The organism is Subtercola endophyticus (assembly GCF_021044565.1).
In the GTDB taxonomy this organism is placed as follows: domain Bacteria; phylum Actinomycetota; class Actinomycetes; order Actinomycetales; family Microbacteriaceae; genus Subtercola; species Subtercola endophyticus.
In genome coordinates this window covers 1,869,688-1,891,030 of the sequence record NZ_CP087997.1, presented here as the reverse complement: position 1 = coordinate 1,891,030, position 21,343 = coordinate 1,869,688, and the positions used below count along the sequence as shown (strand labels likewise).

General features: G+C 65.0%; 24 protein-coding genes. 5 read left to right on the top strand and 19 right to left on the bottom strand.

Features of this window, described 5'->3' with window-relative positions; genetic code table 11:
- Nucleotides 1-35: 35 nt before the first annotated feature.
- The 7 genes from LQ955_RS08865 to LQ955_RS08835 all read right to left on the bottom strand — a co-directional run bounded on the left by LQ955_RS08865 (nt 36) and on the right by LQ955_RS08835 (nt 7,659).
- A complete protein-coding gene (locus LQ955_RS08865; RefSeq protein WP_231027799.1) occupies nt 36-1,049 on the bottom strand; it encodes a MauE/DoxX family redox-associated membrane protein in 1,014 nt (337 codons plus the stop codon).
- A 57-nt stretch (nt 1,050-1,106) separates the two neighbouring features.
- Complete coding sequence (locus LQ955_RS08860) at nt 1,107-1,742, bottom strand: hypothetical protein (protein ID WP_231027798.1); 636 nt, start codon at nt 1,740-1,742, stop codon at nt 1,107-1,109.
- 183 nt (nt 1,743-1,925) lie between these two features.
- Nucleotides 1,926-2,291 (bottom strand): macro domain-containing protein, encoded by a 366-nt coding sequence (locus LQ955_RS08855; protein ID WP_231027797.1) that lies wholly within the window; start codon nt 2,289-2,291, stop codon nt 1,926-1,928.
- 374 nt (nt 2,292-2,665) lie between these two features.
- The gene (locus tag LQ955_RS08850; RefSeq protein ID WP_231027796.1) at nt 2,666-3,538 is read right to left on the bottom strand and encodes a hypothetical protein; all 873 of its coding nucleotides are present in this window, start codon (nt 3,536-3,538) and stop codon (nt 2,666-2,668) included.
- A gap of 658 nt (nt 3,539-4,196) precedes the next feature.
- Nucleotides 4,197-5,393, bottom strand: coding sequence for a serine hydrolase domain-containing protein (locus tag LQ955_RS08845; protein WP_231027795.1), 1,197 nt, complete (start codon nt 5,391-5,393; stop codon nt 4,197-4,199).
- Between the two features lie 168 nt (nt 5,394-5,561).
- Nucleotides 5,562-6,620 carry a helix-turn-helix domain-containing protein gene (locus LQ955_RS08840; protein ID WP_231027794.1) on the bottom strand — a complete coding sequence of 353 codons (1,059 nt, stop codon included), beginning with the start codon at nt 6,618-6,620 and terminating at the stop codon, nt 5,562-5,564.
- Nucleotides 6,621-6,675: 55 nt separating this feature from the next.
- Nucleotides 6,676-7,659: an alpha/beta hydrolase gene (locus tag LQ955_RS08835; RefSeq protein ID WP_231027793.1), complete on the bottom strand. Its 984-nt coding sequence runs from the start codon at nt 7,657-7,659 to the stop codon at nt 6,676-6,678.
- A gap of 209 nt (nt 7,660-7,868) precedes the next feature.
- Between LQ955_RS08835 and LQ955_RS08830 the strand changes: the two genes are divergently transcribed.
- Nucleotides 7,869-8,174, top strand: coding sequence for an SDR family oxidoreductase (locus LQ955_RS08830; protein ID WP_231027792.1), 306 nt, complete (start codon nt 7,869-7,871; stop codon nt 8,172-8,174).
- Nucleotides 8,175-8,293: 119 nt separating this feature from the next.
- Nucleotides 8,294-8,797, top strand: a complete 504-nt coding sequence (locus tag LQ955_RS08825) for a DUF427 domain-containing protein (RefSeq protein WP_231027791.1) — start codon at nt 8,294-8,296, stop codon at nt 8,795-8,797.
- A 24-nt stretch (nt 8,798-8,821) separates the two neighbouring features.
- Here the strand turns inward: LQ955_RS08825 and LQ955_RS08820 are convergent, their stop codons facing one another.
- Both LQ955_RS08820 and LQ955_RS08815 read right to left on the bottom strand, forming a co-directional pair.
- Complete coding sequence (locus LQ955_RS08820) at nt 8,822-9,325, bottom strand: GNAT family N-acetyltransferase (RefSeq protein WP_231027790.1); 504 nt, start codon at nt 9,323-9,325, stop codon at nt 8,822-8,824.
- A 34-nt stretch (nt 9,326-9,359) separates the two neighbouring features.
- Nucleotides 9,360-10,610, bottom strand: a complete 1,251-nt coding sequence (locus tag LQ955_RS08815) for a GDSL-type esterase/lipase family protein (RefSeq protein ID WP_231027789.1) — start codon at nt 10,608-10,610, stop codon at nt 9,360-9,362.
- Nucleotides 10,611-10,758: 148 nt separating this feature from the next.
- Here LQ955_RS08815 and LQ955_RS08810 point away from each other — a divergent pair, with 148 nt between their 5' ends.
- Entirely contained in the window at nt 10,759-10,977 is a 219-nt protein-coding gene (locus LQ955_RS08810; protein WP_231027788.1) for a dodecin, read from the top strand.
- A gap of 247 nt (nt 10,978-11,224) precedes the next feature.
- Here the strand turns inward: LQ955_RS08810 and LQ955_RS08805 are convergent, their stop codons facing one another.
- Nucleotides 11,225-11,689, bottom strand: coding sequence for a LysM peptidoglycan-binding domain-containing protein (locus LQ955_RS08805; RefSeq protein WP_231027787.1), 465 nt, complete (start codon nt 11,687-11,689; stop codon nt 11,225-11,227).
- Between the two features lie 211 nt (nt 11,690-11,900).
- Between LQ955_RS08805 and LQ955_RS08800 the strand changes: the two genes are divergently transcribed.
- Nucleotides 11,901-13,253, top strand: coding sequence for an NtaA/DmoA family FMN-dependent monooxygenase (locus LQ955_RS08800; protein ID WP_231027786.1), 1,353 nt, complete (start codon nt 11,901-11,903; stop codon nt 13,251-13,253).
- Between the two features lie 126 nt (nt 13,254-13,379).
- Here LQ955_RS08800 and LQ955_RS08795 read toward each other — a convergent pair whose 3' ends face one another.
- The 7 genes from LQ955_RS08795 to LQ955_RS08765 form a co-directional block, all read right to left on the bottom strand.
- Nucleotides 13,380-13,955 carry a TetR/AcrR family transcriptional regulator gene (locus LQ955_RS08795; protein WP_231027785.1) on the bottom strand — a complete coding sequence of 192 codons (576 nt, stop codon included), beginning with the start codon at nt 13,953-13,955 and terminating at the stop codon, nt 13,380-13,382.
- Between the two features lie 25 nt (nt 13,956-13,980).
- The gene (locus tag LQ955_RS08790; RefSeq protein WP_231027784.1) at nt 13,981-15,096 is read right to left on the bottom strand and encodes an ABC transporter substrate-binding protein; all 1,116 of its coding nucleotides are present in this window, start codon (nt 15,094-15,096) and stop codon (nt 13,981-13,983) included.
- A gap of 158 nt (nt 15,097-15,254) precedes the next feature.
- A complete protein-coding gene (locus tag LQ955_RS08785) occupies nt 15,255-16,334 on the bottom strand; it encodes an NYN domain-containing protein (RefSeq protein WP_231027783.1) in 1,080 nt (359 codons plus the stop codon).
- 91 nt (nt 16,335-16,425) lie between these two features.
- The gene (locus LQ955_RS08780) at nt 16,426-17,007 is read right to left on the bottom strand and encodes a hypothetical protein (protein WP_231027782.1); all 582 of its coding nucleotides are present in this window, start codon (nt 17,005-17,007) and stop codon (nt 16,426-16,428) included.
- Complete coding sequence (locus LQ955_RS08775; RefSeq protein WP_231027781.1) at nt 17,004-17,369, bottom strand: hypothetical protein; 366 nt, start codon at nt 17,367-17,369, stop codon at nt 17,004-17,006. The genes LQ955_RS08780 and LQ955_RS08775 overlap by 4 nt, the downstream gene beginning before the upstream one ends.
- Entirely contained in the window at nt 17,366-19,171 is a 1,806-nt protein-coding gene (locus LQ955_RS08770) for a TIGR03767 family metallophosphoesterase (RefSeq protein ID WP_231027780.1), read from the bottom strand. The genes LQ955_RS08775 and LQ955_RS08770 overlap by 4 nt, the downstream gene beginning before the upstream one ends.
- A gap of 91 nt (nt 19,172-19,262) precedes the next feature.
- Nucleotides 19,263-19,949 (bottom strand): TetR/AcrR family transcriptional regulator, encoded by a 687-nt coding sequence (locus tag LQ955_RS08765; RefSeq protein WP_231027779.1) that lies wholly within the window; start codon nt 19,947-19,949, stop codon nt 19,263-19,265.
- Between the two features lie 97 nt (nt 19,950-20,046).
- Here LQ955_RS08765 and LQ955_RS08760 point away from each other — a divergent pair, with 97 nt between their 5' ends.
- Nucleotides 20,047-20,634, top strand: a complete 588-nt coding sequence (locus LQ955_RS08760) for a hypothetical protein (protein WP_231027778.1) — start codon at nt 20,047-20,049, stop codon at nt 20,632-20,634.
- A gap of 18 nt (nt 20,635-20,652) precedes the next feature.
- Here the strand turns inward: LQ955_RS08760 and LQ955_RS08755 are convergent, their stop codons facing one another.
- Together LQ955_RS08755 and LQ955_RS08750 are read right to left on the bottom strand one after the other, a co-directional pair.
- Nucleotides 20,653-20,880 carry a hypothetical protein gene (locus tag LQ955_RS08755; protein WP_231027777.1) on the bottom strand — a complete coding sequence of 76 codons (228 nt, stop codon included), beginning with the start codon at nt 20,878-20,880 and terminating at the stop codon, nt 20,653-20,655.
- 35 nt (nt 20,881-20,915) lie between these two features.
- Nucleotides 20,916-21,296, bottom strand: a complete 381-nt coding sequence (locus LQ955_RS08750; protein WP_231027776.1) for a hypothetical protein — start codon at nt 21,294-21,296, stop codon at nt 20,916-20,918.
- Between the last annotated feature and the right edge of the window lie 47 nt (nt 21,297-21,343).

Sequence of the window (21,343 nt, the reverse complement as noted above, 5' to 3'; positions counted from 1 at the left end):
GGTTCATCCCCGTGTGTTCTTCACGATTTTCGGCATCAAGCGACCGCCACCCCCGGTGTGTCGAGGAGGGCACCAATGTCAGGCCGTCTCGATTGCTGAACCGCTGACTCGATCGCCTCGATCAGCTCGCCGATCTGATCGGCGCCATAGACGGGATCGGCCGGAATCGTACCGTCGAGGGCCAGCAGAATCGCTGCTGGAGAGTTGCGAATTGTCAGAGTGCGAGCGACTTCTGCGCGGTCATCCCACAGTCGGCTGCGCTTCGCAGCAGGTCGGTCGGCGGGCATCCTCTCGACGACTCGCACCACGACGCTGCCGGCGATGAGTTCACCGTCAGACACCCGGTTCACGACCTTCTCACAGGCACTGCACCCGTGCTTGACGAACACCAGAAGGGCCGCGCCGCTGGCGACGAGCGATGGAAGCGCCACGGGATTACGATCATCGTCGAACAGGGTCAGATCAGGAATCGGCAACGCACGATCGACAGCTGTCTGCGCCCCCCGCGGGATCGCCCGTCGAGAGCTCGCACGCGACAGGAAGCTGAGCAGAACCGTCGCCCCGGCCGCCCCGAAAGTGCTCACGATCAGCGCAGAGTTGTCGGTCATCGCGACGATTACCGGCGAAGGTGCGCTCGGCGAGGCCCCCACAAGCACGACGGCGCCGCCGACCAACAAGACATTTCTCGCGAGAGTTCGCCACGTCACGGGCACCTTCGAGCCGAAGCAGTTACACGACACAGCGACAGAGCGCACGAGAACCCCGCCGACGAGAATCGAAAGCGTGGCCAATACTAAGCCGGCGATGACGGCCATGGGCCACCACACCGGCGACGGCGCGATGACCACACCGACTCCCACGACGATCTCGATGTACGGATACGAGCGGTGAATCGACCGTCTGTCGATCAGCGCAGGAACTCCGAACGATCGAAACGAGTCTGCCGTGCCCTCGACATCCCGAAGTTTCAGCAGCCCGCTCAGCACGAGACTGCCGCCGACGAGGGCTGTGCAAACCAGTTGAATGGCAAGCCAGGTTTCAGGCGACAAGCTGACCCCTCTCCTGTGCAGGCACGACGAGCTCGTTTCGCCGTTCTCTTCGGTAGCTCAGTTGCCGGTCGCGGTGCCCGTGAAGTTGACGGTTCCTGCGCCGAAGATGACGGTTCCGACACCAAAAACGTTCAGATCCCACGAGAGCGTCACCGGGCAATTGATCGTCACCAATCCGGGGAGACCAATCAGTCCGATGACAAGGTTCACCGAGATCTTCGTCGGGTGAACAGGGTTGCTGTTCGCCAGATAGGTGCCGTTGGGAAAGTGGATGTTGCTGAAGAGGAACGAGCCCGGAAGTGCGCCGAGCTGGCCGAATGTACCCGATCCCGAGCCAAGACCGGTGCCGGTGTAGACCGTACCGTCGCTCATTGTCAACGTGGCGTTCGTGACGACCGATGTGTAGATCGGCCTGAACAGGGTCAGGTCGCAGGTGCGAGAGTCGAGTCCGAGCGCTCCGCTGAACAACAGCGCTCCGTGGTTGCCGAGAATGACTGCCTGGGTGGTGATGGCGCCAAGTACGCCCGCGTCCAAGCACGTCGGACATGTCGGGCCGGAGGCTGCCGCGATCGGCGTCGCAACCGCGGCGGCGATCAACGGAACAGACCAGGCAGCGCCCTTGATGATCACGCGGCGGTCGGTTCCTGGCTTGTTGGCTTTGTCAGTTGTTTCGAGTTCGTCGCTCAATTTCATCCCCAATGAGAGTCTGGCTTTAGCGCGTCTCGAAGATGCGTTGTCGCTGAGACTCCGAGACTGACTGCGGTTGCAGGCTATTCACGACTGATGATTCACGATGGCGTGAGGGGAGTCCGAGTCGTCGAGGTCAATTAACCTTCTTATTAACCTTCGCCACGTCATCCCTGCGTCGCCACTGCGTCAGAACTCTCTGCTCTCGGTACGGAACGACTCGAGATACGTGCGCATTTCTGCGACAACAACCTCGGAACTCGACTCTTCATCTCGAGCACGATCGGCACACAACTTGGTGAGGCAGACGACCGCGGCAGCAACGATGTCGCCCGTCTCGGGCACGGATCTTCCGTCTCGAGAAGGCGCATCCGCATCGTCGCTGAAAGCCATGAGTGCGGTCGTGAGCGCCGTGACGTTCGTGTGGATCGGAGCCTGAGCGTCGTAGGCGACCACGGCATCGAGGAGGATGTTGGCTGCCAAGAGGCCACCGGTGGGGATCGAAGGAAATGCGATCGGCGAATCCTCACTTCGATCTGACGGGTTGCTGCTCATTCCGACTCCTTTGTGACGGCATTACGGTATTGAGGGGACTCGAAGAGGCGACACCGCCTCCGTTGCGGCTGATAGTGCGGCATCAGTACGCGCCGCGGCCGCCGAAAACCGCCCGGGCTGTGTGCGCGAAGATTATGAAGAGCACCGGGCCGGGATCGCTTGCTTTCACTGCGATTGCCCTGACAGCGAATATCGGAGACAGGCCGACCACGAGCAGAAACGCCGTGACGGTATTCGCTGCCGTTTTCAGGGCGTTCGTCGGTGGTTGGGGTGTGGGTGCGAGGGTCTGACGTGTGATGCTGAACATCCGTTGTGCCTGCCGTTCTGGCTTTCCTCACTGTCTTGCGTGCAGATTTCTGTTCCGGTGCAGGCTGTTAGCAGCCGCTTTGGAGTACAGAGTTGTTGATGGTGGCATTGACGTGATTGGCGTTGTCTGCATCGGCCCAGTTGCCTGTCGCGGAAAGCGAAAGGCTCGGAGAGATCGAGTTCGCGATTGACTCGAGATATGTCGCTGCCGCGGTTCCGAACGGCGGGGCGACCGATGCCAGGGCGAGCATCGCGAGATTCCACGCGGGGTACGACGTGATCTTCGGCGGAAGAACGGCTCCGATGTAGCCCCAGCCGGTGTGGCCGCACGAGGCCAAGGCCAGCACTGTGAGGTTACGTTTGATCGTGAACGTCACGGCGAGGTGCGCGACGCGCCCCAATCCGCTACCTGAGGTCGTAATGGCGCTAGTGAACGCAAAGAATTGGCCGACGCTGGTGGGCACCACCCATGGCGACGGTGAGATCCCCGGGCCGTATCCAGCCACTGTGGCCTGAGCCGCCAGGGTAGCGACAATCCCTGCCGCGTACGCGAACGAGACCCCCTGAAGGGCGGCCGCTATAGCAGTGTTCGCTGCGTCGGCTGCGCCCACTGAACCGGGCAGTCCAGTCACGGGTGAGGGCCAGTCGTAGGTGAACTGTCCCGTCGCCGTCTCGGTGATGGGCAGTGCCGCGTCGGGAGCCGTGGTGTTGCAGTCCGCCGCAACGGCGAATCCCGAGAACAAAATCAGTGCCCCACCAATGTCGACAGCGCAACCCGACGTGATGCTCACATCCCACGGGGTACCAACACTCGCAGCAGCCATCGGAGCCGCGACCGCGACCGCGATCACCGGGAGCGACCACGCCGCGCCCTTGACGATCGTGCGACGATGCAACATCTTCTCGTTGTCATTCGCCGGGTCGTTGTTGATGTTCTCCACGTGACTCTCTCCTTCAATTCGCTGTCGCAAGAGATCTGCGATATGTGCACATCGCGCTCGGACCGTTCGGCCCGAGGCGCACCAGCAAACTGACCACTTGCGCTCTTCCCCAGAGCGCTTAGCAAACGCCTGCTCCTCGGATCCTTTAGATCAGAATCTCGGCGTTACTGTATTTGTCGCTTCTGATCGGCCATGCGACGCATCGATCAGGTCACCCGAAAACTCACCCGCGTGACGGCCGTGCGCTGCCGTGCGCGTCTCGGCGCGGCGGATCTGCGCGAAGAAGCGCCTATCGGTCGTAGTTCGCGCGCGTCGCGATGAGGTTCTGGCCGTGGCGTTCCGGCCCGGTGTAACTCAGATGCGGATGTTCGGCTCGATGGTACGCGGTTTCGACGTGCGCCGAAGTCGTTTTCGCCCACGAACACGAGATGCTCGAGACGATCACCGAGATCGCATCACACGAATCGGTTGAAGCCCCCCAGACCCCCGCCGCTGCTATCGACCAGTTGCAGCCCATCGCGCTAGAACTGTGCAGGATGGCGAGCTGACACGCGCGCTGCATTCGAACACGTGCAACTGCGTGCTTGAATCCTGAGTCGCTCGTCGCGCGATCGCCGGAGAGTCGTCACTTCTCCGGCGGCCACGACACTTCCAATGGTTAGTGCAGGGCGCTGTAAGTCGCGGTCTCGAAGTCCATGTATCCGGTGAACGAGGGGCCGTCGGCGAAGGGCAGAATCTGAGTAGCCCAGAAGCCGGCGACGCCGTTCTGCCGGTCGATCCAGTAGAACAGGTTCGTCAGACCCGCCCACCCGATCGCGCCGGCGGGGCGACCGGTGGGTGCCTGCTCATCGTTGACCATGAAGGTGTACGACCACGACTTGGTCTGACCGGGAAAGAACTCGGCATCGTTCGAGAGTGTGGGGATGACCCCGGTCAGCTTCTTCACCGTAAGGTCGCCGAGATCGTTCTTCACCGCCCACGCGACGGTCTCGGGTCGCAGAATCTGCTGCCCGGCGTCGCCGCGCCCGTCGTTCAACCACATGCGCTGGAACGTGAGGTAGTCGCCGACCGTCGAATACAGTCCGTGACCGCCCATGTGGACTTCTGGATCTTGCGGGAGGATGAGATCGTCGAGCGGCGTCAGGCTGCCGTCGGTCTCACGCTGGTGAATCGACGCACGGCGACTCAACGCGTCGTCGCTCAGCACGAAGCCGGTGTCGCGCATGCCGAGCGGCGCGAAGACCCGTTCTTGCATGACCTCACCGAGTCGTTTGCCGGTGATGCCCTCGACGACCTGGCCGGCCCAATCGACGTTCGTGCCGTACTCCCACTGCTCTCCCGGGTCGAAGAGCAGTGGAGTCTCGATCGAGGCGCGCGACGAGGTGATGACGCTGGGCTGGCCGTGCTCGTTCGCGAGCCGGTTGTAGTTCTCGTTGAAGAAGTCGTATCCGAAACCCGCGGTGTGCAGCAGCAGGTGGCGGGTGGTGATGTCTCGCTTCGGGGCGCGAAGGCGCGGGGTGCCGTCGGGCTCGAATCCATCGAGCACTTGGGTGTCGGCCAGCGCAGGCGCGTACTCCTTTGCGGGCGCATCGAGGTCGAGGTCGCCGGATTCGACGAGTTGCAGAGCCGTCGTGCCGGTGATCGCTTTGGTGGTCGAGAAGATGGCGAACACCGAGTCGGTCGTCATATCGACGCCGGTTGCGAGACTGCGCTTGCCTGCCGCTTCGAGAAACGTCACCCCCTTGCGGTCGGTGAGCCCGGCGACAACGCCGGGTACTCGGCCCGTGGGAGCGTCGACACTGTCTGTCAAGATGGAGGAGAGCTGGTGCGTTTCGAGACCGGATGCGGTGCTCACGGGGTGTCCTTTCGTCATTGAAAGCCGCCCCAGGCTGGGTAGTGCCGACGGCTGATCCTCAGTGTGAGACGTCTGCCGCCGCGAGGATACCGCCGCCGGGTCGCAGTCTGCGCCGACCGACCCGACGATTGTCGGGTCGGTCGGCGCAGACGCATCCGGAACCCGAGGTCAGCTCGTGCGCGCGTTGCCGTCGACGGGCGCGGGCAGAGTGAGCGTGCTCGATCGATGAAGCCGCCAGAGGAGATACGCGAGCCCCAGCCGGAGACGCCCCACTCCGTCGAGCGGCTCGAACCCGAGCGTCTCGGTCACGAGCTGAACGCGCGTGGTCATCGTGCTGTGGTGGATGCCGGCCACTCGCGCCGCCTCCCGTACGGATGCCGTTCGCACCAGCGCATCGAGCGTAACGGGCCCCCATGGATGCCCGGCGATGCTGGCCACGGCCGGTACGTCGGCCGGTTCGTAGCCGGCGGGCAGTTCGGCCAGCACGTCGAGCAGTCCGCCGTAGTCGTCGGCGAGCACAACCGGGGTGTCTGGGAGCTGGGTGAGCCGAAGGGCGACGACCGCCGTGCGAAATGCGCGGGGAAAGTCTGAGACGAAGGCGGCCTGGCCGATTCCGACCGGTTCGGCTTCGACCGTGGTCGTCGTCTGCTGCACGATGAGCGTGTGGAGGGGGCCTGACGACGTGGAGATGACATCTTCCCGGGCGGCCGGGTGGGTGCGCCACGTGGCGAAGAGCGGAGCGACCACGAAGCGGTATCGCGTCGACTGAGACAGCCCCTGTCGTGCCGCCGCCTCGAACCGTCGGTCTTCGTCGACGTCGGCGTCGACCATCAGGCCGAGGTCGCGCCTCGGGTCGGCGCTGCCGGATCGGTCATACCGAACGCGGAGCGCGAGCGAGAGTCGCTCGATGATGAGGGCGTCGTTGGCATGCGGATCGCCCTCTCGTTCGAGCCACACCGAAAGCGCACCATCCGACCACTTCAGGCGCACGTCTGAGGGTACGAGAGCGTCTCCGGCCAGCTGCTCACCCTGCGGCGAGACGCGCATCGCTCGCGCGGGAGAATCGATGCTGAACCCGACGACACAGCCGGTGAGCGAGGCGGCGGCGCTGAGCAGCGCCTGGCTGTTCACCCCGCCGACGATCAGTTCGTCGAAGCAGGCGATGACACGGAGGCTGATGACCGCGCCTGGGTCGAGCGCACGAAGTCGTCCGAGTAGTTCTTGCATCTCACCACCTCGTGATCGCAGCGGGCCGAGCCGGACTTTTCGTCACGCCGGGCCCTCAATCACTAAGAATACGCTCGAGCCAATCGTTTCGCGCCCTGATCATTCCGCGGGCCAGACGGGTGTGCGGGGCGAAGATGTCGAAGGCATGAAAACCACCCGCCCACACGTGCAGTTCGGCATCGTTCCCGTCGCGCCACAGGCGGGTGGCGAACTCGGTCGCCTCGTCACGGAACACTTCGACCGAGCCGACATCGATGAAGGTGGGCGGCAGACCCGACAGGTCTTCTGCGCGCGCGGGCGCCGCATACGGCGAGACGCCGTCGGTGCCACGGGCGTCGCCGAGCAGCGCCGTCCAGCCGGTCTCGTTGCTGATCCGGTCCCACACGCCGATGCCGTCGAACTGTGTCAGCGAGTGAGCTGTGCCTCGGTCATCCAGCATCGGGTAGTCGAGCAGCAGGCCGCTGAGGTGGGGCCCGCCGCGATCTCGCGCGGCGAGAGCCACGCCGGCCGCAAGACCCGCACCCGCCGATGCCCCTGCAACGACGATACGGTCGGCATCGAACCCGAGCTCGGCGGCCGCGGCGTGCAGCCACGCGAGCGCGGCATAACAGTCTTCGAAGGGAACCGGATGCCGGTGCTCCGGTGCCAGCCGGTACTCGACGGTCACGAGCGCGCAGTCGAAGCGCGTGATCCACTCGACCGCTAGGTCGATGCCGCTGAATCGGTCACCGAACATCAGGCCGCCGGAGTGCAGGAAGAGGATGACGGGCCTCGCTCGGCCCTCTCCCCGGGGCCGCAGTACCGAGGCCTCGATCTCGGCGCCCTGCCAGCCGTTGAGGGTGTGATCGGTGCGAATGATCGGTCGGTCGCCGACGATCTGGTCGTACGGCATCGACGCGTACGATCGGCGCATGAATGGCACGAGCTCGGGTGTCACAGTGGGGGGAAACACTCCACCGACGATCGCGAGCCCGGCCCGCAGCTCCGGGTCGAGAGGGGGTGCCGGCATCGATGCGGCGTCGTCGCCTGTTCCGTTCACAGAGCCCACTCTAGGCGCACCGATCGGCGGCGCGCGGTGTGGCGCTGTGGCCCGCTGCGGGGCGCTGCAGCGCGGCTCAGAGGTCGAGCGGCGTCTCGAATCGCTGACGCGCGAGGGTGAGAAGCGGCCCCAGATCGCCCTCGGTGTCTCGATTGCCTCGCCAGCACAGAAACGTGACGGCGTGTTCAGACCCCGACCGAAGCGGCCGGATGATCACCCCCGCGGCTGCTGCGGCGGCCTGGGGCGAACGCGATGCACGCATCAACTCGATCAGCCCCGGCATCATCTCGACTCCGATGGGACGACTCGAACTGGCCGGCCCCGGGGGCGCGGGCATGCGCGCGATGCTCGATGCTTCGGCGACGAAGCGACTCGGAACGCCAGAAGACATCGCGAACGCAACGGAGTTTCTGCTCGACCCGCGCTCGAGTTTCATCACGGGCACCGATCTGCTCGTCGACGGTGGCGTCATCTCCGCCCTCCGTTCGGGAAAGCTCGCTCTTCCGTCAGCGTAGAGTCGACTCCGGCGACCCTCGTGCGAGCGGTCGCCGGAGTCGATTGCGCGCTAGGTGACATTCCCAGGTCTGAGGTGTCGGCACAGCTAGCGTTCGGGCTCTGCCGCTAGCGTCGCAGCATGAAGAGCAGGCGAGTCGTTCGCGAGGTGCCGGCCGCCGGCCAGGAATCTGTGTGGGACTATCCGCGGCCACCCCGCGCCGAACCCTCGAGCGAGCGCGTCGTCATCGTGTTCGGCGGTGAAACGATCGTCGACACGACCGATTCGGTGCGGGTGCTCGAGACGAGCCATCCGCCGGTGTACTACCTGCCGACTGCGGCCTTTCGGCCGGGGTCGCTGGTGGATGCCCCGGGCCAGTCGTTCTGCGAATTCAAGGGTCTCGCCGGGTACCTCTCGGTGCGTGGCGGCTCACTGGAGGCATCCCGCGCCGCCTGGTTCTACCCGAACCCCTCGCCGGGATACGAGTCGCTCGTCGGGCGGGTCGCCGTGTATCCGTCGGCTATGCAACAGTGCTCGGTCGGCGGCGAGGTTGTGACGAGCCAAGAAGGCGACTTCTACGGCGGCTGGATCACCTCCCGCGTCGTCGGTCCGTTCAAGGGAGCTCCGGGCACTCTCGGCTGGTGACCTGCGGCCTCGACAGCACGGTTCTCAGGCGAGTTCCACGACGTAGGTCTGCGATGGTCGCTTCAGCAGGGAGTGTTCGATGGGCGGTCCGACGGGCATCCAGCCTGCCGATTCGTACAGCCGAATGGCTGCCGTGTTCTCTGACAAGACGTGCAGAACGGCTTGCTCGAAACCGAGATCAGCGAGTTCGCCCGTGATTTTCGCGAGCAGCTTTCGGCCCAGGCCGGCCATCTGCACGTGCGGGTCGACAGCGAGCAGGCCGAGCACGGCTGCGGCGGGCGGATCGCTCTGATCAGCGCTGCCCGGCTTCGTCGCTAAAGCGAAGCCGACGATCTCGCCCGCGGGATGCTCGGCCACGATCCACGCGACGCGGTCGTCGAACTTGGGCGCGGCGCGTTCGGCAACGCCGGGGTAGGCCTGGCCATCCCGCTCGGCGCACGCTTGCACCCATAAGGCGACACACTCCGTTCTGTCGCCGAGGTCTGCCGGGCGAAGACTGGGCGAGTCGGGCACGGGTACTGCGCTCATCGTTCGAGTATGCCTTCTCGAAGGAGAGCGAGCGTTAGATGGCGAATCCGGGAAGCCGCTGCAGCGCGTCGAGCATCGCTTGCGCCAGGCGTTTCTCGCCGTTGACGTTGGGATGCGTGTCATCCGGGGCGGCGTATGCGGCGTCGAGCCGCGACGGGTTTGTCTCCGACCGGATGGCCGCGTCGAAGTCGACGAGCGGGTGAGCGGATGCTCGCATCCACTCGTTGATCGCACGACGGAGGCCCTCTCTGATCGTGTCGAGCGCGAGCTCTGGGCTGAGCGGGGTGATGGTGGCGAGGATCACCGTGAGCCCTGCGGCGTGGGACCGGTCGACGAGTTCTTCGTACGCGTCGATCATCTGCGCGGTCGTAGGCATCTCGTCAGCCGACGTGACTCGGCCCGGAAGGCCGAAGTCATTGCTGTTGTAGGCGATCACCACGTGCGTCGCGCCGGCGGTGCCCAGCACGTCTTCGTCGAAGCGAGACAGCCCTGCCCGGCCCCACGATGGGGTCGGCTGTGGCGCATCGAGGCGGAGGCGGTTGCCGGCGATTCCGCGGTTGAGAACGGCGATACGGGCGTCGGCGGAAAGGAGGCCGGCAGTGAATTGCGGCCACCCCATCGCTGTGCTCGAGCTGCCGAGGCAGACGATGACGGCTCGTGGCCTGGGGCCCGCGACTTCGAGTGTGCGAAGGAACGGGCCTCCGGCGGGGAGCGACCAGCCGGTTCCCTCGGGTTCGGGTTCGGGTTCGGATGTCGGCACCTCGCCCGACTCACCGTCGGACTGCGGCGTTGAGTCGGCGAAGGGAAACGCGCTTGATCCGACGAAGTCGCCGTGCGCTGATCGCTGGAACGTGAATCCGTTGGCCGTAGCGTACGGTGTCGGTTCGGGCAGGTAGAGGTCGACGACGATGGAGCCTGAGTGGGCTACGGCCACCGTGACCGCATCGCTCCATCGCGACTCGCCCGCCGGTATCTCGACAGAGGGATGCCCGTTGAAAGTCACGTCGACGAACCAGGTGCCGGGGCCGCCGCCGGGGCCGCCGCCGGGCCTGCTGCCGGTGCCGCTGTCGACCCCGATGGCGCCGTGTGCGATGACCACCGGTTCGTCGCCGAAGAGGTTGCTGAGCTCCGCGCGGATGCCGGTGCCTGCGATGCTGGCCGGAACGGTCATCCGCACCGTTACGTCGACGAACGGCTCTTCTTCGTCTTCGCCGCGAAAGTCGGTCATCGCCTGAGTCCAGATCGGATGCCAGCGCGGGTCGAAGTCTGGGCCGAGCTCGCTCATGATGTTCTCCTTCGCTCGCTCGCTCGCTCGCAGACGACGTTGCTTCCATCATGCTGCCGATCGTTCTTTTCGTCACAATTCGAGCGCGCAGAATGCCGGGCCCGTATGGTCGGTGGTGAACGGTTCATTGAACACAAAGGAGTACATCATGGCCAATCACACCTATCGCCTGACCGAGATCGTCGGCACGTCGCCCGAGGGAACGGATGCTGCGATCCGGAACGGCATCGCGCGCGCCAGCGAGACCATCCGCAACATCGACTGGTTCGAGGTCGTCGGCACGCGCGGGGAGATCGAGGGCGGCGCCATCGCGAACTTCCAGGTGACCTTGAAGGTCGGTTTCCGCCTCGAAGAGCCTGGCGAATAACTCCTCGGGGGTCGCCCGGGTGCCGCGATGCTTCACCCGGTCGACAGGGGCGGCCGGGGCGGCGGCCCCTGCCACGGTCGACGGAGTGCCCGGCGTGTAGTTGCGGCTGACATCGACGGATGGCGTGGCGGACGGCTGCGGGCTCTCGAGGCTCATCGAGCACCCGCCGAGCGCGACGGCTGCGATCAGCGTGCCCACTGCGACGAGCGGCCGCGCCCGGCGGCGCGGTGATGGGTGTTGTCCCTCGTCACTGGTGGCCAAACGGCGCCGACTTGAACGTGATCACGTCGCCGGGTTGGATGCTCGAAGACCCGTAGTCGTATCGTGTGTCGCTCGCGCCAACGAGCTCGGTGACGTCGACGCCGAATCGAAACGAGATGTCGATCAGAGTGTCGCCGTCAGCCACGACATACCGGCCTGTCGTGCCCGTCGAGTCGCTCGATGTCGATCCGCTCGCGCCGGTTCGCGAGCCTGAGTCGACCGGACGGAACGTCGAGTCCGTCGACTCCACCGGTGCCGGTACCGGTGCCGGCGACGGTGCGGGTGCCGATGTGCTTGGCGCGGCTGCCGCTGCGGCTGCCGATTCCGTGGCCCGAACGGTTGCCGAGGGCGACGGGCCGGCGTTCGTTCCAGTGCATCCGACCAACCCGGCTGTCAGCGCTGATGCCACAAAGACTGCCGCCACAACGGTGAGCGGGTGGCTCGACAGCATGACTCCACTCTGGCAGCACGCGGCAGAGCCCGACAGTCGTCACTTGCGAGGACACGGAAGCGGAGGGGCAGTGCGGCCGGCATCCGGCAGCTCGTAACACGGTGTGCGCGACTGCGATACACGCCCGTAACATGATCTGTCTAATGTTGAACTGATCAATTCACTTTGGGCGCTGAGCCTCGCGTCGAAGTGTCGAGTCGGGAGAGATGACATGAGCCAGAAGATTACGATCGGAATGTTTCAGACCGGGGGAGTGCGCCCCACGTGGAAGATCGCGGGCCGCGAGGCCGACGCGAATTTCACCGACCTCGACTACTGGACCGACCTCGCGAAGAAGTGCGAGGCGGCCGGCGCCGACTTCTTATTCCTCGCCGATTCGTACGGCTACCCGACACTGAACGGGTCGATCATCCCGACGTCGATCGAACGTAATGTGCAGTTCTCGACAGTGGATGCCCAGATGCTCATGTCGGCAATGGCCTCGGTCACGACCTCCCTCGGGCTCGTCACGACCATCTCCACGACGGTGGAGAAGCCGCCGATCGTGACGCGGCAATATCGCACGCTCGACCATCTCACGAAGGGCCGCATCGGCTGGAACATCGTGACCGGGTCGGGACAGGCCGGCTCGGCACTGCTCTTCGGCGAGCCGCTGATGCCGCACGACGACCGGTACGCGAAGGCCGACGATCACGTCGAGCTGTCGCTGAAGTACTGGGAAGGCTGCTGGGAGAGCGATGCGTTCAAGCATGACCGAGCGACGGGAACCTGGGCCGACCCCACCAAGGTGCACGAGATCGAGCACGACGGACCCTACTTCTCGGCGAAGGGCGTGCTCGTCACGCCGCCGAGCCCGCAGGTGACGCCCACGCTGTTTCAGGCGGGCGCGTCGGCGCCGGGGCGTGCGCTCGCGGCGAAGTACGCCGAGGCGGTCTTTCTCGCTGCCGAATCTCAGGCTCTCGCCGACCAGATCTCTGACATCAAGCGGCTCGCCGAAGAGAACGGGCGCGGGCGCGATGCCGTGAAGTGCCTGATCGCGGGCACCTTCCGTGTGGCCGACACGCACGAGCAAGCGGTGGCCGATCATCAAGCGTTGACCGAGTCGGTTAGCCTCGAGCACGCGGCGACTCTTTACGCGTACTTCACCGGAATCGACCTGCTGTCGCTTGATTTCGACAAGCCGATTCCCGAATCCGCTGCCAACTCCGACAACGGCCGCACGAATGTGGAGCGGTTTCTCGGCCCGAACGCGCCGACCGTGCGCGAGATCCTCACGGAGTTCCGCAGCAACGGGGTAATGGGCAAGCCGTTCCTCGGCACGGCCGAAGAGGCCGTCGATCAGGCTGTCGCGCTCCTCGAAGAGACGGGTGCGGACGGGCTCCTCGTGCAGCCCGAGTCCGATGGATCGCACAACGTGTTCTTCGAAAAGGTCATGCCTGAGTTGCGAAAGCGCGGCCTGCTTAAAGACGCCCCGACCGGAACGACCCTGCGCGAGCAGCTTTTCGGTGAGGGCAACAAGCTGCTGCCGGATGCGCACCCGGGAGCCCGGTTCCGCCGCGGATAGTCTCTCGGCAGCCGCTGAGAATCTCTCGGCAGCCGCGGTTAGCCGAACGGCAGCCGCGGCTAGCCGTGGTTAACCGCTGAGAGGCGTGGTGCGCGTCAGCCGCACGTGCGGCGAGCGCCGACTCCGCTACTTGCCGTAGGGCGCGAGCAGCGCTCTGATGGCGGGCGGATGCGCGGCGTCGAGCACCTCGGCAGGAGTGCCTCGCACGAGGTCGAACTGCAGACCGCGCCACAGGGCCAGCACCTGCACCCCGAGCATCCGCGCGTCGGCCTCGCTCAGGCCGTCTCTCCTGAGGGCGTTTGTCAGATCATCCGCCCAGTTCGTGCCCATGGTATTCAGAAGCGACTGATTCTGTTCGGGCGCGTGCGAGGCGACGCCGAAGGTCTCGAAGAACAGCCGCAGAAAGGGCAGGTTGTCGGGGTGACTCAGCGCGAGCCACCCCGCGACGAGCCGATCGGCGAGCGGTGACTCGCCGATCAGCCCTGCGGTCATGGTACTGATTCTCGGAAACCGGCGAAAGACCTCCAAGGTGGCCTCGGCCAGCAGATCTTCTTTCGAGCCGAAATAGTACAGCAGCATGCGATTGTTCGAGCCGATGGAGCGGGCGAGCCCGCTCAAGCTCAGAGTGCTGACACCTTCTGCGAGAATTACATCTCCGACCAGAGTGAGGAGCCTCTGTCGTTCATTCTTGCGATCTGCCATAGATGTCAGGCTAGTGACTTTGTGATCAGCTCGCGGTCGACACGGGCAGGCTCACAATGAGGTCGGGGTTCTCGCTGTACACCTCTTTCAGCAAGCTGAGATCGAACATGTCCGCGGTCACCGTGTACCCGAGCGCCACCATGGCCTTCACATTGCCGGCGATGAGGTCGTCGCTGATGGTGAGCAGGCCGTTTTTCAGCACATCGGCGTCGACCATCAGCAGACTCTGCGCCTTGATCTCGGCGACTTGCTGGTCTTGGTTGAGATCTTGATCGGCGCCGAATTTCGTGACGGCGTAAGTGGCCGACTGGGTGGGGTTGTTGATCGCATCGGCCCAGCCCTGTGATTCGGCCTTCAAGAACGCCTTCAGCAGGTCGCGCTTGCTGTTGATCGTATCTTCGGTTGCGATGATCGCGTCGCCCACTAGGGGCAGCCCGTAGTCGGCGAAGTACATGATCACGGGGGTATAGCCGTCTTCTTCGGCGATGAGCGGCTCATTCGTTGCGAACGAGCAGAACGCGTCGCACGCGCCGGAGATCAGGGGGGCGATGTCGTACTGCACAGTGACGACCTCGATATCGTCGATCGTCATGCCGTTGAGCTCGAGAAGCGCCTGAAACTCGGGAATCACCGACGCCTGAAGGCCGATCTTCTTGCCCTTCACCTCGGCCAGAGTCTTGATCGGCGTCTTCTCCTCCAGCGAAAGCAGGCAGCTCGCGCTCTTCACCAGGTGCGCGCCGATGATCTTGATCGGCGCTCCTTGCGAAACGGATGCTCCGACCTGACTGCCGTCGGCTACCAATCCGACGAGTGCCTGACCACTGACCACGGTCTCGACCGGTGACGTCTGGCCGCCTCCGGCGAGCAGGGTGACTTCGTCGAAGCCGGCGCTCGTGAAATAGCCCTTGTCGGTGGCGAAGTATTCGCCGGCGAACTCGACGTTCTTGATCCAGCTCAGCGCGAGGCCGATGGTGCCGAAGCTTCCGGCGGCGGCGGCTGCCGTCGATGCGACCGAGGTCGGGCTGCCTGTCGAGCAGGCGGCCAAGACGGCGGCCCCTCCGATGGCAGCGCCGCCGATGCCGGCGAATCTCAAGAACTGACGGCGGTCGAACGGACGGGAGAGGGCGGGGCTCGGGTTCATGGTCGTCCTTTATGTTGAAGGGAACAAGAAAGTGAATTGTTCAGTTCAATCTAGGGTCCGCCGGTTTCGTGTCTGTTTCGCGGCAGTTTCTGAGGTGTATCGATCAGTTCAGTTCGGGTCGATTCCGTTCGGTCGGTTCTGTTCCGTCGCGCGGGCGGTCAGCGCCCCGAATCGGCCTCGGGGCGAAGCCGGATGAGACGCTGCGGGCCGTCTTCGTCGAGTTCGGCTACATCGTCGCGTGACGACAGAAAGTCGGTGAACGAACGGTAGCCGAGGGGCTTCTCGTTGAACGAGGGATCCATGCGGCGCATCTGATTCTTCACGGTGCCGGTGTTCAGCCACTCGTCGGCGTCGCCCTTCGCATGACCGATTTGCAGCGCCCGGACGAGCAGTTCGGTCGCCACCGTCTGCGGATCGACGTCGGCGGGGGGCTCGGGCTCGTCGAACGGGGTGTCTTCGGTGTGCGAGAACATGGGAATCGTCGAGACGCGCCGGGATTTGCCTGTGGCACGGCGCGGCTGCGTTTCGGCTGCCTCGGCCGGTTCCACCGTATCGATCTGTTCGGGGGTTTCGGTCTCGGCGCTCGCGGCCTTCTTGTCTGACCTGTCACCCGAGCGCTTCTCGCCCTGTGCGCGAACGCTGGGCGGTGCCACCTTCACCTTCTCGATGCCCGGCAGAGAGTCGTAGTCTTCGAACTCGTCGCAGGCCGCTGCGAGCGACGTGCTGGTCGACCCTGCGACGCCGATGCCCACCACGAAGCGGCCTAGGCGCTTCGACTTCTGTGCGAGAGCGATGTAATCGGAGTCGCCGGCGACGATGATGACGTGGGTGAGGTCGGGCAGGCGAAACAGGTCTTCGACCACATCGACGGCCAGGCGGATGTCCGCGCCGTTCTTCGTGCCACGAGTAGTTGTGGTGAAGAGCTGCGTCAGGTCTACCGCGCGCGACATGAGCTGGCGCTGGTAACTCGCGTTGACCGGCACAGACCAGTCGGCGTAGGCCCGGTTGACCACCATGGTGCCGAACGATGCGGCGAAGTCGATGATGGCGTCGAAGTCGACAGTGGCAGAGGCCAGCTTCGCGGCGATGTCGGGGTCGGCATCCGCCCTCGACCGGGTGAAGTCGCGAATGCCGTCGCGCTGAAAGGCGTTGCGCCCGTGCAGCTGCTGGTAACGCGAGATGACGATGTTGTCGAAATCGATGTAGAGTCCGACGCGAGCGTCGCTGGGTTCGGTCATGCCTTCAGTTTGTCACGGCGCGGTGCCAGCGTCGCCGACGGATGCCGCGAGCTGACGGTCGCGATGCGGTGACGTCGGTCACGCGCGTCAGTCAGTCTCGACGATTGAGCGCCGTGAAGGCGCAGGCCACGATCACGGCGAAAACTCCGAAGACGAGCCAGGTCAGAGCGGCACTCGGGATGCCCGTGAGAAAGAAGCCCGAAAGCAGGGCTCCGATCCACAGAATCACGAGCACCACGAGAGTGACAATGGTCAGGCCGACCGCGCGCACGGGGTGGCGCGCGAAAACGGCGAAACCGGCCGAATCGCGAGCGGTGGGCCCGGCGGCGATCGACGGCAGAATGATGGCAGCGAGCGTGAGGGTCACGATCACGACGGGTGTGAACAGCACGGCCGACGCAGCGATGACAGTGACGGCGACGAGGCCGGCGATGCAGAGGCGAAGCGACGGGCGCCGGAACGTCTCGTGAGCGGCGGTGGCCGCCGCTTGAGCGACAACGAGAATGAGAGAGGCCGCGAAGCCGAGAAACGATGCCGCGACGAGCGCGACAAACAGGAGCGAGGGGGCCGGCGTGGCGAACGGAGCCACGCTGGCAGCCTGAATCGCGGCATTCACCACGACGACCGGAACGTAGACGCGCCACCCGCGCAGAATCAGCTGTGCCGTGCTCACGAGGTCGACCGCGCCGCGTCGTTCAGTACGTTCAGGATCGAGCCCGAATAGAGGGTCTTGGCCCCCACCGTGACGGTGAGCACGGTGGTGTCGGTCGCCGGCGACACGGCCGTGATCGTGTCGCCCGTGGTGGTGGCGCCCGTGCAGGTGATCGTTCCGTCGGCGGATGCGGCGCAGACCGGTGCGGTCAGAATGTCTGTTCCTGCTGTGGTCAGCACGTCGATCGCCGCATAGCGCACCTCGGTCTGGTGGTTGCCGCCGACCGGTGCGACCGCGGCGATCTGCGTGCATCCACTCAGCGCAAGCGCCAGCACCGCGGCCGAAGCCAGGCCCACCGACACTGTTCGGCGTTTCGGGTTCACAGTGCTCGCGCCCCCTCGTAGGCGAGTACACGTGCTCGCTCGGTCATGTGCTGGCTCTCGAGCGACGCGTCGGTGATCGCCGAGAGGTCGAACGGCGCCGGCAGCAGCAACTCGGTGTTGCGGTCGAGTGCTGATCCGCGCCGCATCATCGGGGTCTCGGCCCAATCGTTCGCGGCGAATTCGCGACTGCGCGACGCGAGGTCGACAGATGTTCCGCCGCTGCCGGGCGTCGCCGGTGACGCGTGATCGAGCACGGTGGTGAACAGCGACAGGGTGCCGTCGCGGTTGTCGACGATCTCGACGCACTGTTGCTGCTGCGGAAAGTCGATGCACGACGCGGTCGTCACCTCCCAGAACCCGCCGGTTGCCGACGTGTGCGCGAGAATCTGGTTCAGATGCGTGTGTCCGTTCAGCCAGCCGATCACGACAGGGTATTTCAGCAGCAGTGCCACGAACTCGTCGGCACCGTGCAAAACCTCGGTGTCGCCGGGGCGCTGTGCACGGTTCTCGAGGGTGAGGCTGTTGTGATGGCTGAAGATGAGCACGAGTTTCTTCTGTGCTGTCGCCGCCTCGAGCTCGGTCTGCAGCCAGCGGAACTGCACATCGGGCACCGCACCGTCTGGCCCGGCGACCTGATTGCACGTATCCAGCCCGAACGCGCGGATGTTCGGGGTGAGGTCTGCCTTCCACCAAGTTTCGCCGGAGTCGAGGTTGTGCTGCGTGAATCCGTGACCCAACGGGCCCGGCGTGGGCTGCGTGGCGAAGTGCTCGGCCATGAAGTCGCGCTGCTCGAAGAGGTAACGCTCGGAGTTGGCCGGCACCGACTTGAATCCGGTGCGCCCGAACGCGATGCCCAGAGCATCCATCGCCTGTTGCAGGGCGCTGCCCGTCGACGCGTATCCGTTGAGAACGCTGCCGGCCGTGGCGTCGAGCGTGTACGACTTCTGCCCCCCGACGGCGAGCGCGTGCAATTGCGGGCTCAGGTTGAAGGTGCCGAGCAGGAGCGTGTCGTGGTTGCCGTAGACCGCATACCAGGGTGCCGGCAGCCCGACCGACGGCACCGGCTGTGCGATGGCCTGGGCGAGTAGCTGCGGCAGCGTCGGGAATCCGTAGGCGCCGAAATCACCGCCGCTCGGGTCGGCCGGCCGATAGGCCCAGATGGCCTCGGCCCAGGCCTGCACGCCCTGATACGTCGCACCGGCGCTCGCGGGGTTCACTTCGAGTCCGTCCATCAGATCGATGTACCAGCGCAGCTCGAGATGGGAGTGCATGTCGGCGCTGTCGCCGGTGACGATGGCGGCGCCCATCGGGGCGCCGGTGAGCGGGCTGTACCGGGCATCCGAGAAGGCCCGCACCATGGCCGCGGTCGCGTGCACGCTGAGGGGATCTTGCGGGTGGAATGCCGAGCCCCAGGCCGAATGATCTTGCACGATCATCGGCTCGATGCGTGCCGGAGACTGGGCATCGATCACGTGCAGATCAGACAGGTGGCCCAGGTAGAGCAGCGATCGCCGTGCGGCGGCTCTGCCGGCGGCGGGCGTTCTTCTCAGTACGTCGATGCGCGCCACATACGGCTCGCCCGGGCCGCTCGTCAGCGTTCGGTAGCTTGCGGTGGTGAGGGCACCCTGCCGAATGGTCTGCAGCAACGTGGTGGGAATGTCGCCGGCAGCGGCTCCGGCTGCCGCACGCTCACCGGTGGCGGCTCGAGCGAGTTCGGGCGCGAGAAACTCGACGTTCAGCCCAGTGGCGGCGGCCAGCATCGCGGCACGAGTGAGAAACTGCCGTCGGGAGAGACCTGGCATCGTTGTCGTCCGTTTCGGTCGGGAAGCCGAAGTGCCGCAGCGAAGCGGTTGTTCATCAAGAAGATGCAGAACAGATCGTAGCAGGGCTCCGTCAGCTCGCGCTGGCCGTGCGGACTGACGCGGCGAGCGTCTCGAGCTGGCCGTGGAGCCACGCGTGATAACGCTCGGGTGTCCACCCAGAGTCGATGAAGTGCGTGTACGTGTCGGCCGACACAAGCAGGCCGATCATGGTGATCACGTCGTCGACAGATTCCGGCGTGATGACACCCTTCGCCGCCAGCAGGTGCACGCCCTCCTGAATGCTGCGCACTCGTCTCTCTTCGATGAGATCGTAGATGTGCCGCACGGCGGGGTCGGTGTCGGCGGCTGCGCGAATCGTGCGCACGAGAGCAGCGATGCGCCCGATCGCGATGGTCATGAAGCTCGAGTATCGATCCAGAAGCGAGTTCAGGTCGGGCGAGGCGAGAATCCACTGCATCGTCTCGTCTTCGTTCAGCGAGTCAAATCCTTCGCGCTGAGCTAGCGCCATTTCATACGTTGCCATGAGCAGGTCTGCTTTCGGGCCGTGCAAGTGCACCGTCTGAACCGACACGCCGGCCTGATCGGCGATGGCGCGCATCGTCGTGACTCCGTAACCGTCTCGTGTGAAGAGCAGCGACGCAGCGTCGACGATTCGGTGGCGCGTGGCCTCGGCATCGGCCTGACGGAGGGGCGACGAATAGGTGCGCTTACTGTTCGAGACCGGTGCTTCGTCGCTGGAATTCTCGACATCGCTCATCAGCCCATCATCTCGCACTTACGCCGGGTGATCATTTAATTAGTGTTCTATACTAATCAATAATGTCATCTACTATTCGTTCTTGAAAGGAATTGTCATGATCACACGACTTCGTCGCGGCGGATTCGCCCTGCTCGCGGCATCGCTTCTGCTGATTCTCGCGACGGCGGCCGAAGCGCCGCTGCTCACTGATCCGGCCGACCGAGGTGCTGCCTTCTGGCTCTATCTCGCGTCGTTCGCGCTCGCCGCGGTGGGCTATGTCGCCGCTGGCGTATTGCTTGCTCGCGGCGGCCTGATCGGCACGTCTGTGCTGGGTCGCGTCGGGCTGATCGGATTCGGAGTGCTCTGGTTCGTCGGACAAGTGCTGTATGTCGTCGGCACGTACGTGTCGGCGTCTGACGCTATGGTCGCCGTCTCGACGGTCGTTGTTCTCGTTGGCATGATCGGCGCTCTGCTCGGTGGAATCGAGGCGATTCGGGCCGGTGTCATGTGCGGTTTCGCTCGCTGGAGCCTGCTCTGTGCGGTGATCGTCTCGATCGTCGCCGGCGGCATCGCTGGTGCGTCGACCGACGTGGTCGTCACCACCGTGCTGCACATCGTTTCGGCTGCCTCCTTGGCGCTGGCCGGTGTGTCGTTCGTCGTCACTCACACGGAGCGCAGAGCGGTGACGCCCGCTCGAGGCTGACCTGCCCGAAAACGAGTGCTACGGCACAGGTTCTCCGCTCGGCCCCGACTCGCTCGGCGCCACGGTGGAGGACGGTGCCTGTGTCGTCGCACCGAACTCGGCGCCGAAGAGCAGAAAGCTGCCTACGGCGGCCAGGTACACCGCTAAAACAGTGACGTACAGGCGGCGCTCGCGTCTGCGCATTTGACGCACCATGGGGTGCTCGCGGGCATCCGCTTGACCTCGCGGCGGTAGGGCTTCGTACATGCTGAGTCTCGTTCGTTCCGTGAGTAAATGCCCGCTTACCAAGCCCCCGTGAGGGCGGCCGTTTCGCCGCGGAACTCGAGCAGGTCGCGTAGCGCACCGACCGGATTCACGGTCTCGTCAGCGGCGTCGAGCAGAGCGTCGGCGATGAAGGGGTCGAGTTGCGAGCTGAGTGACGGTTCTGCAGAGAGCCCGGTTCTCGTGTCGGTGCTCACGATGACGAGCCGCACCGCGTTGGCCGCGGACTCGAACGATGCGTAGGCGATGCGCAGAATGCCGTGCCGGAACGAGCCGGTGACGCGGTGACCGGCGCCTGCCGAGGGCCAGCCCGGCGCTTGTGGAACGCAGACGACGGCGCCCGTCTCGCTGGAGAACTGGAACGTGCGGGCCGCATTGGCGGCCAGGGTGATCTGAAGCATGCCACTTCTCCATGACGTTTCAGTGGTTCAGGCAGGGTGCCTACCGA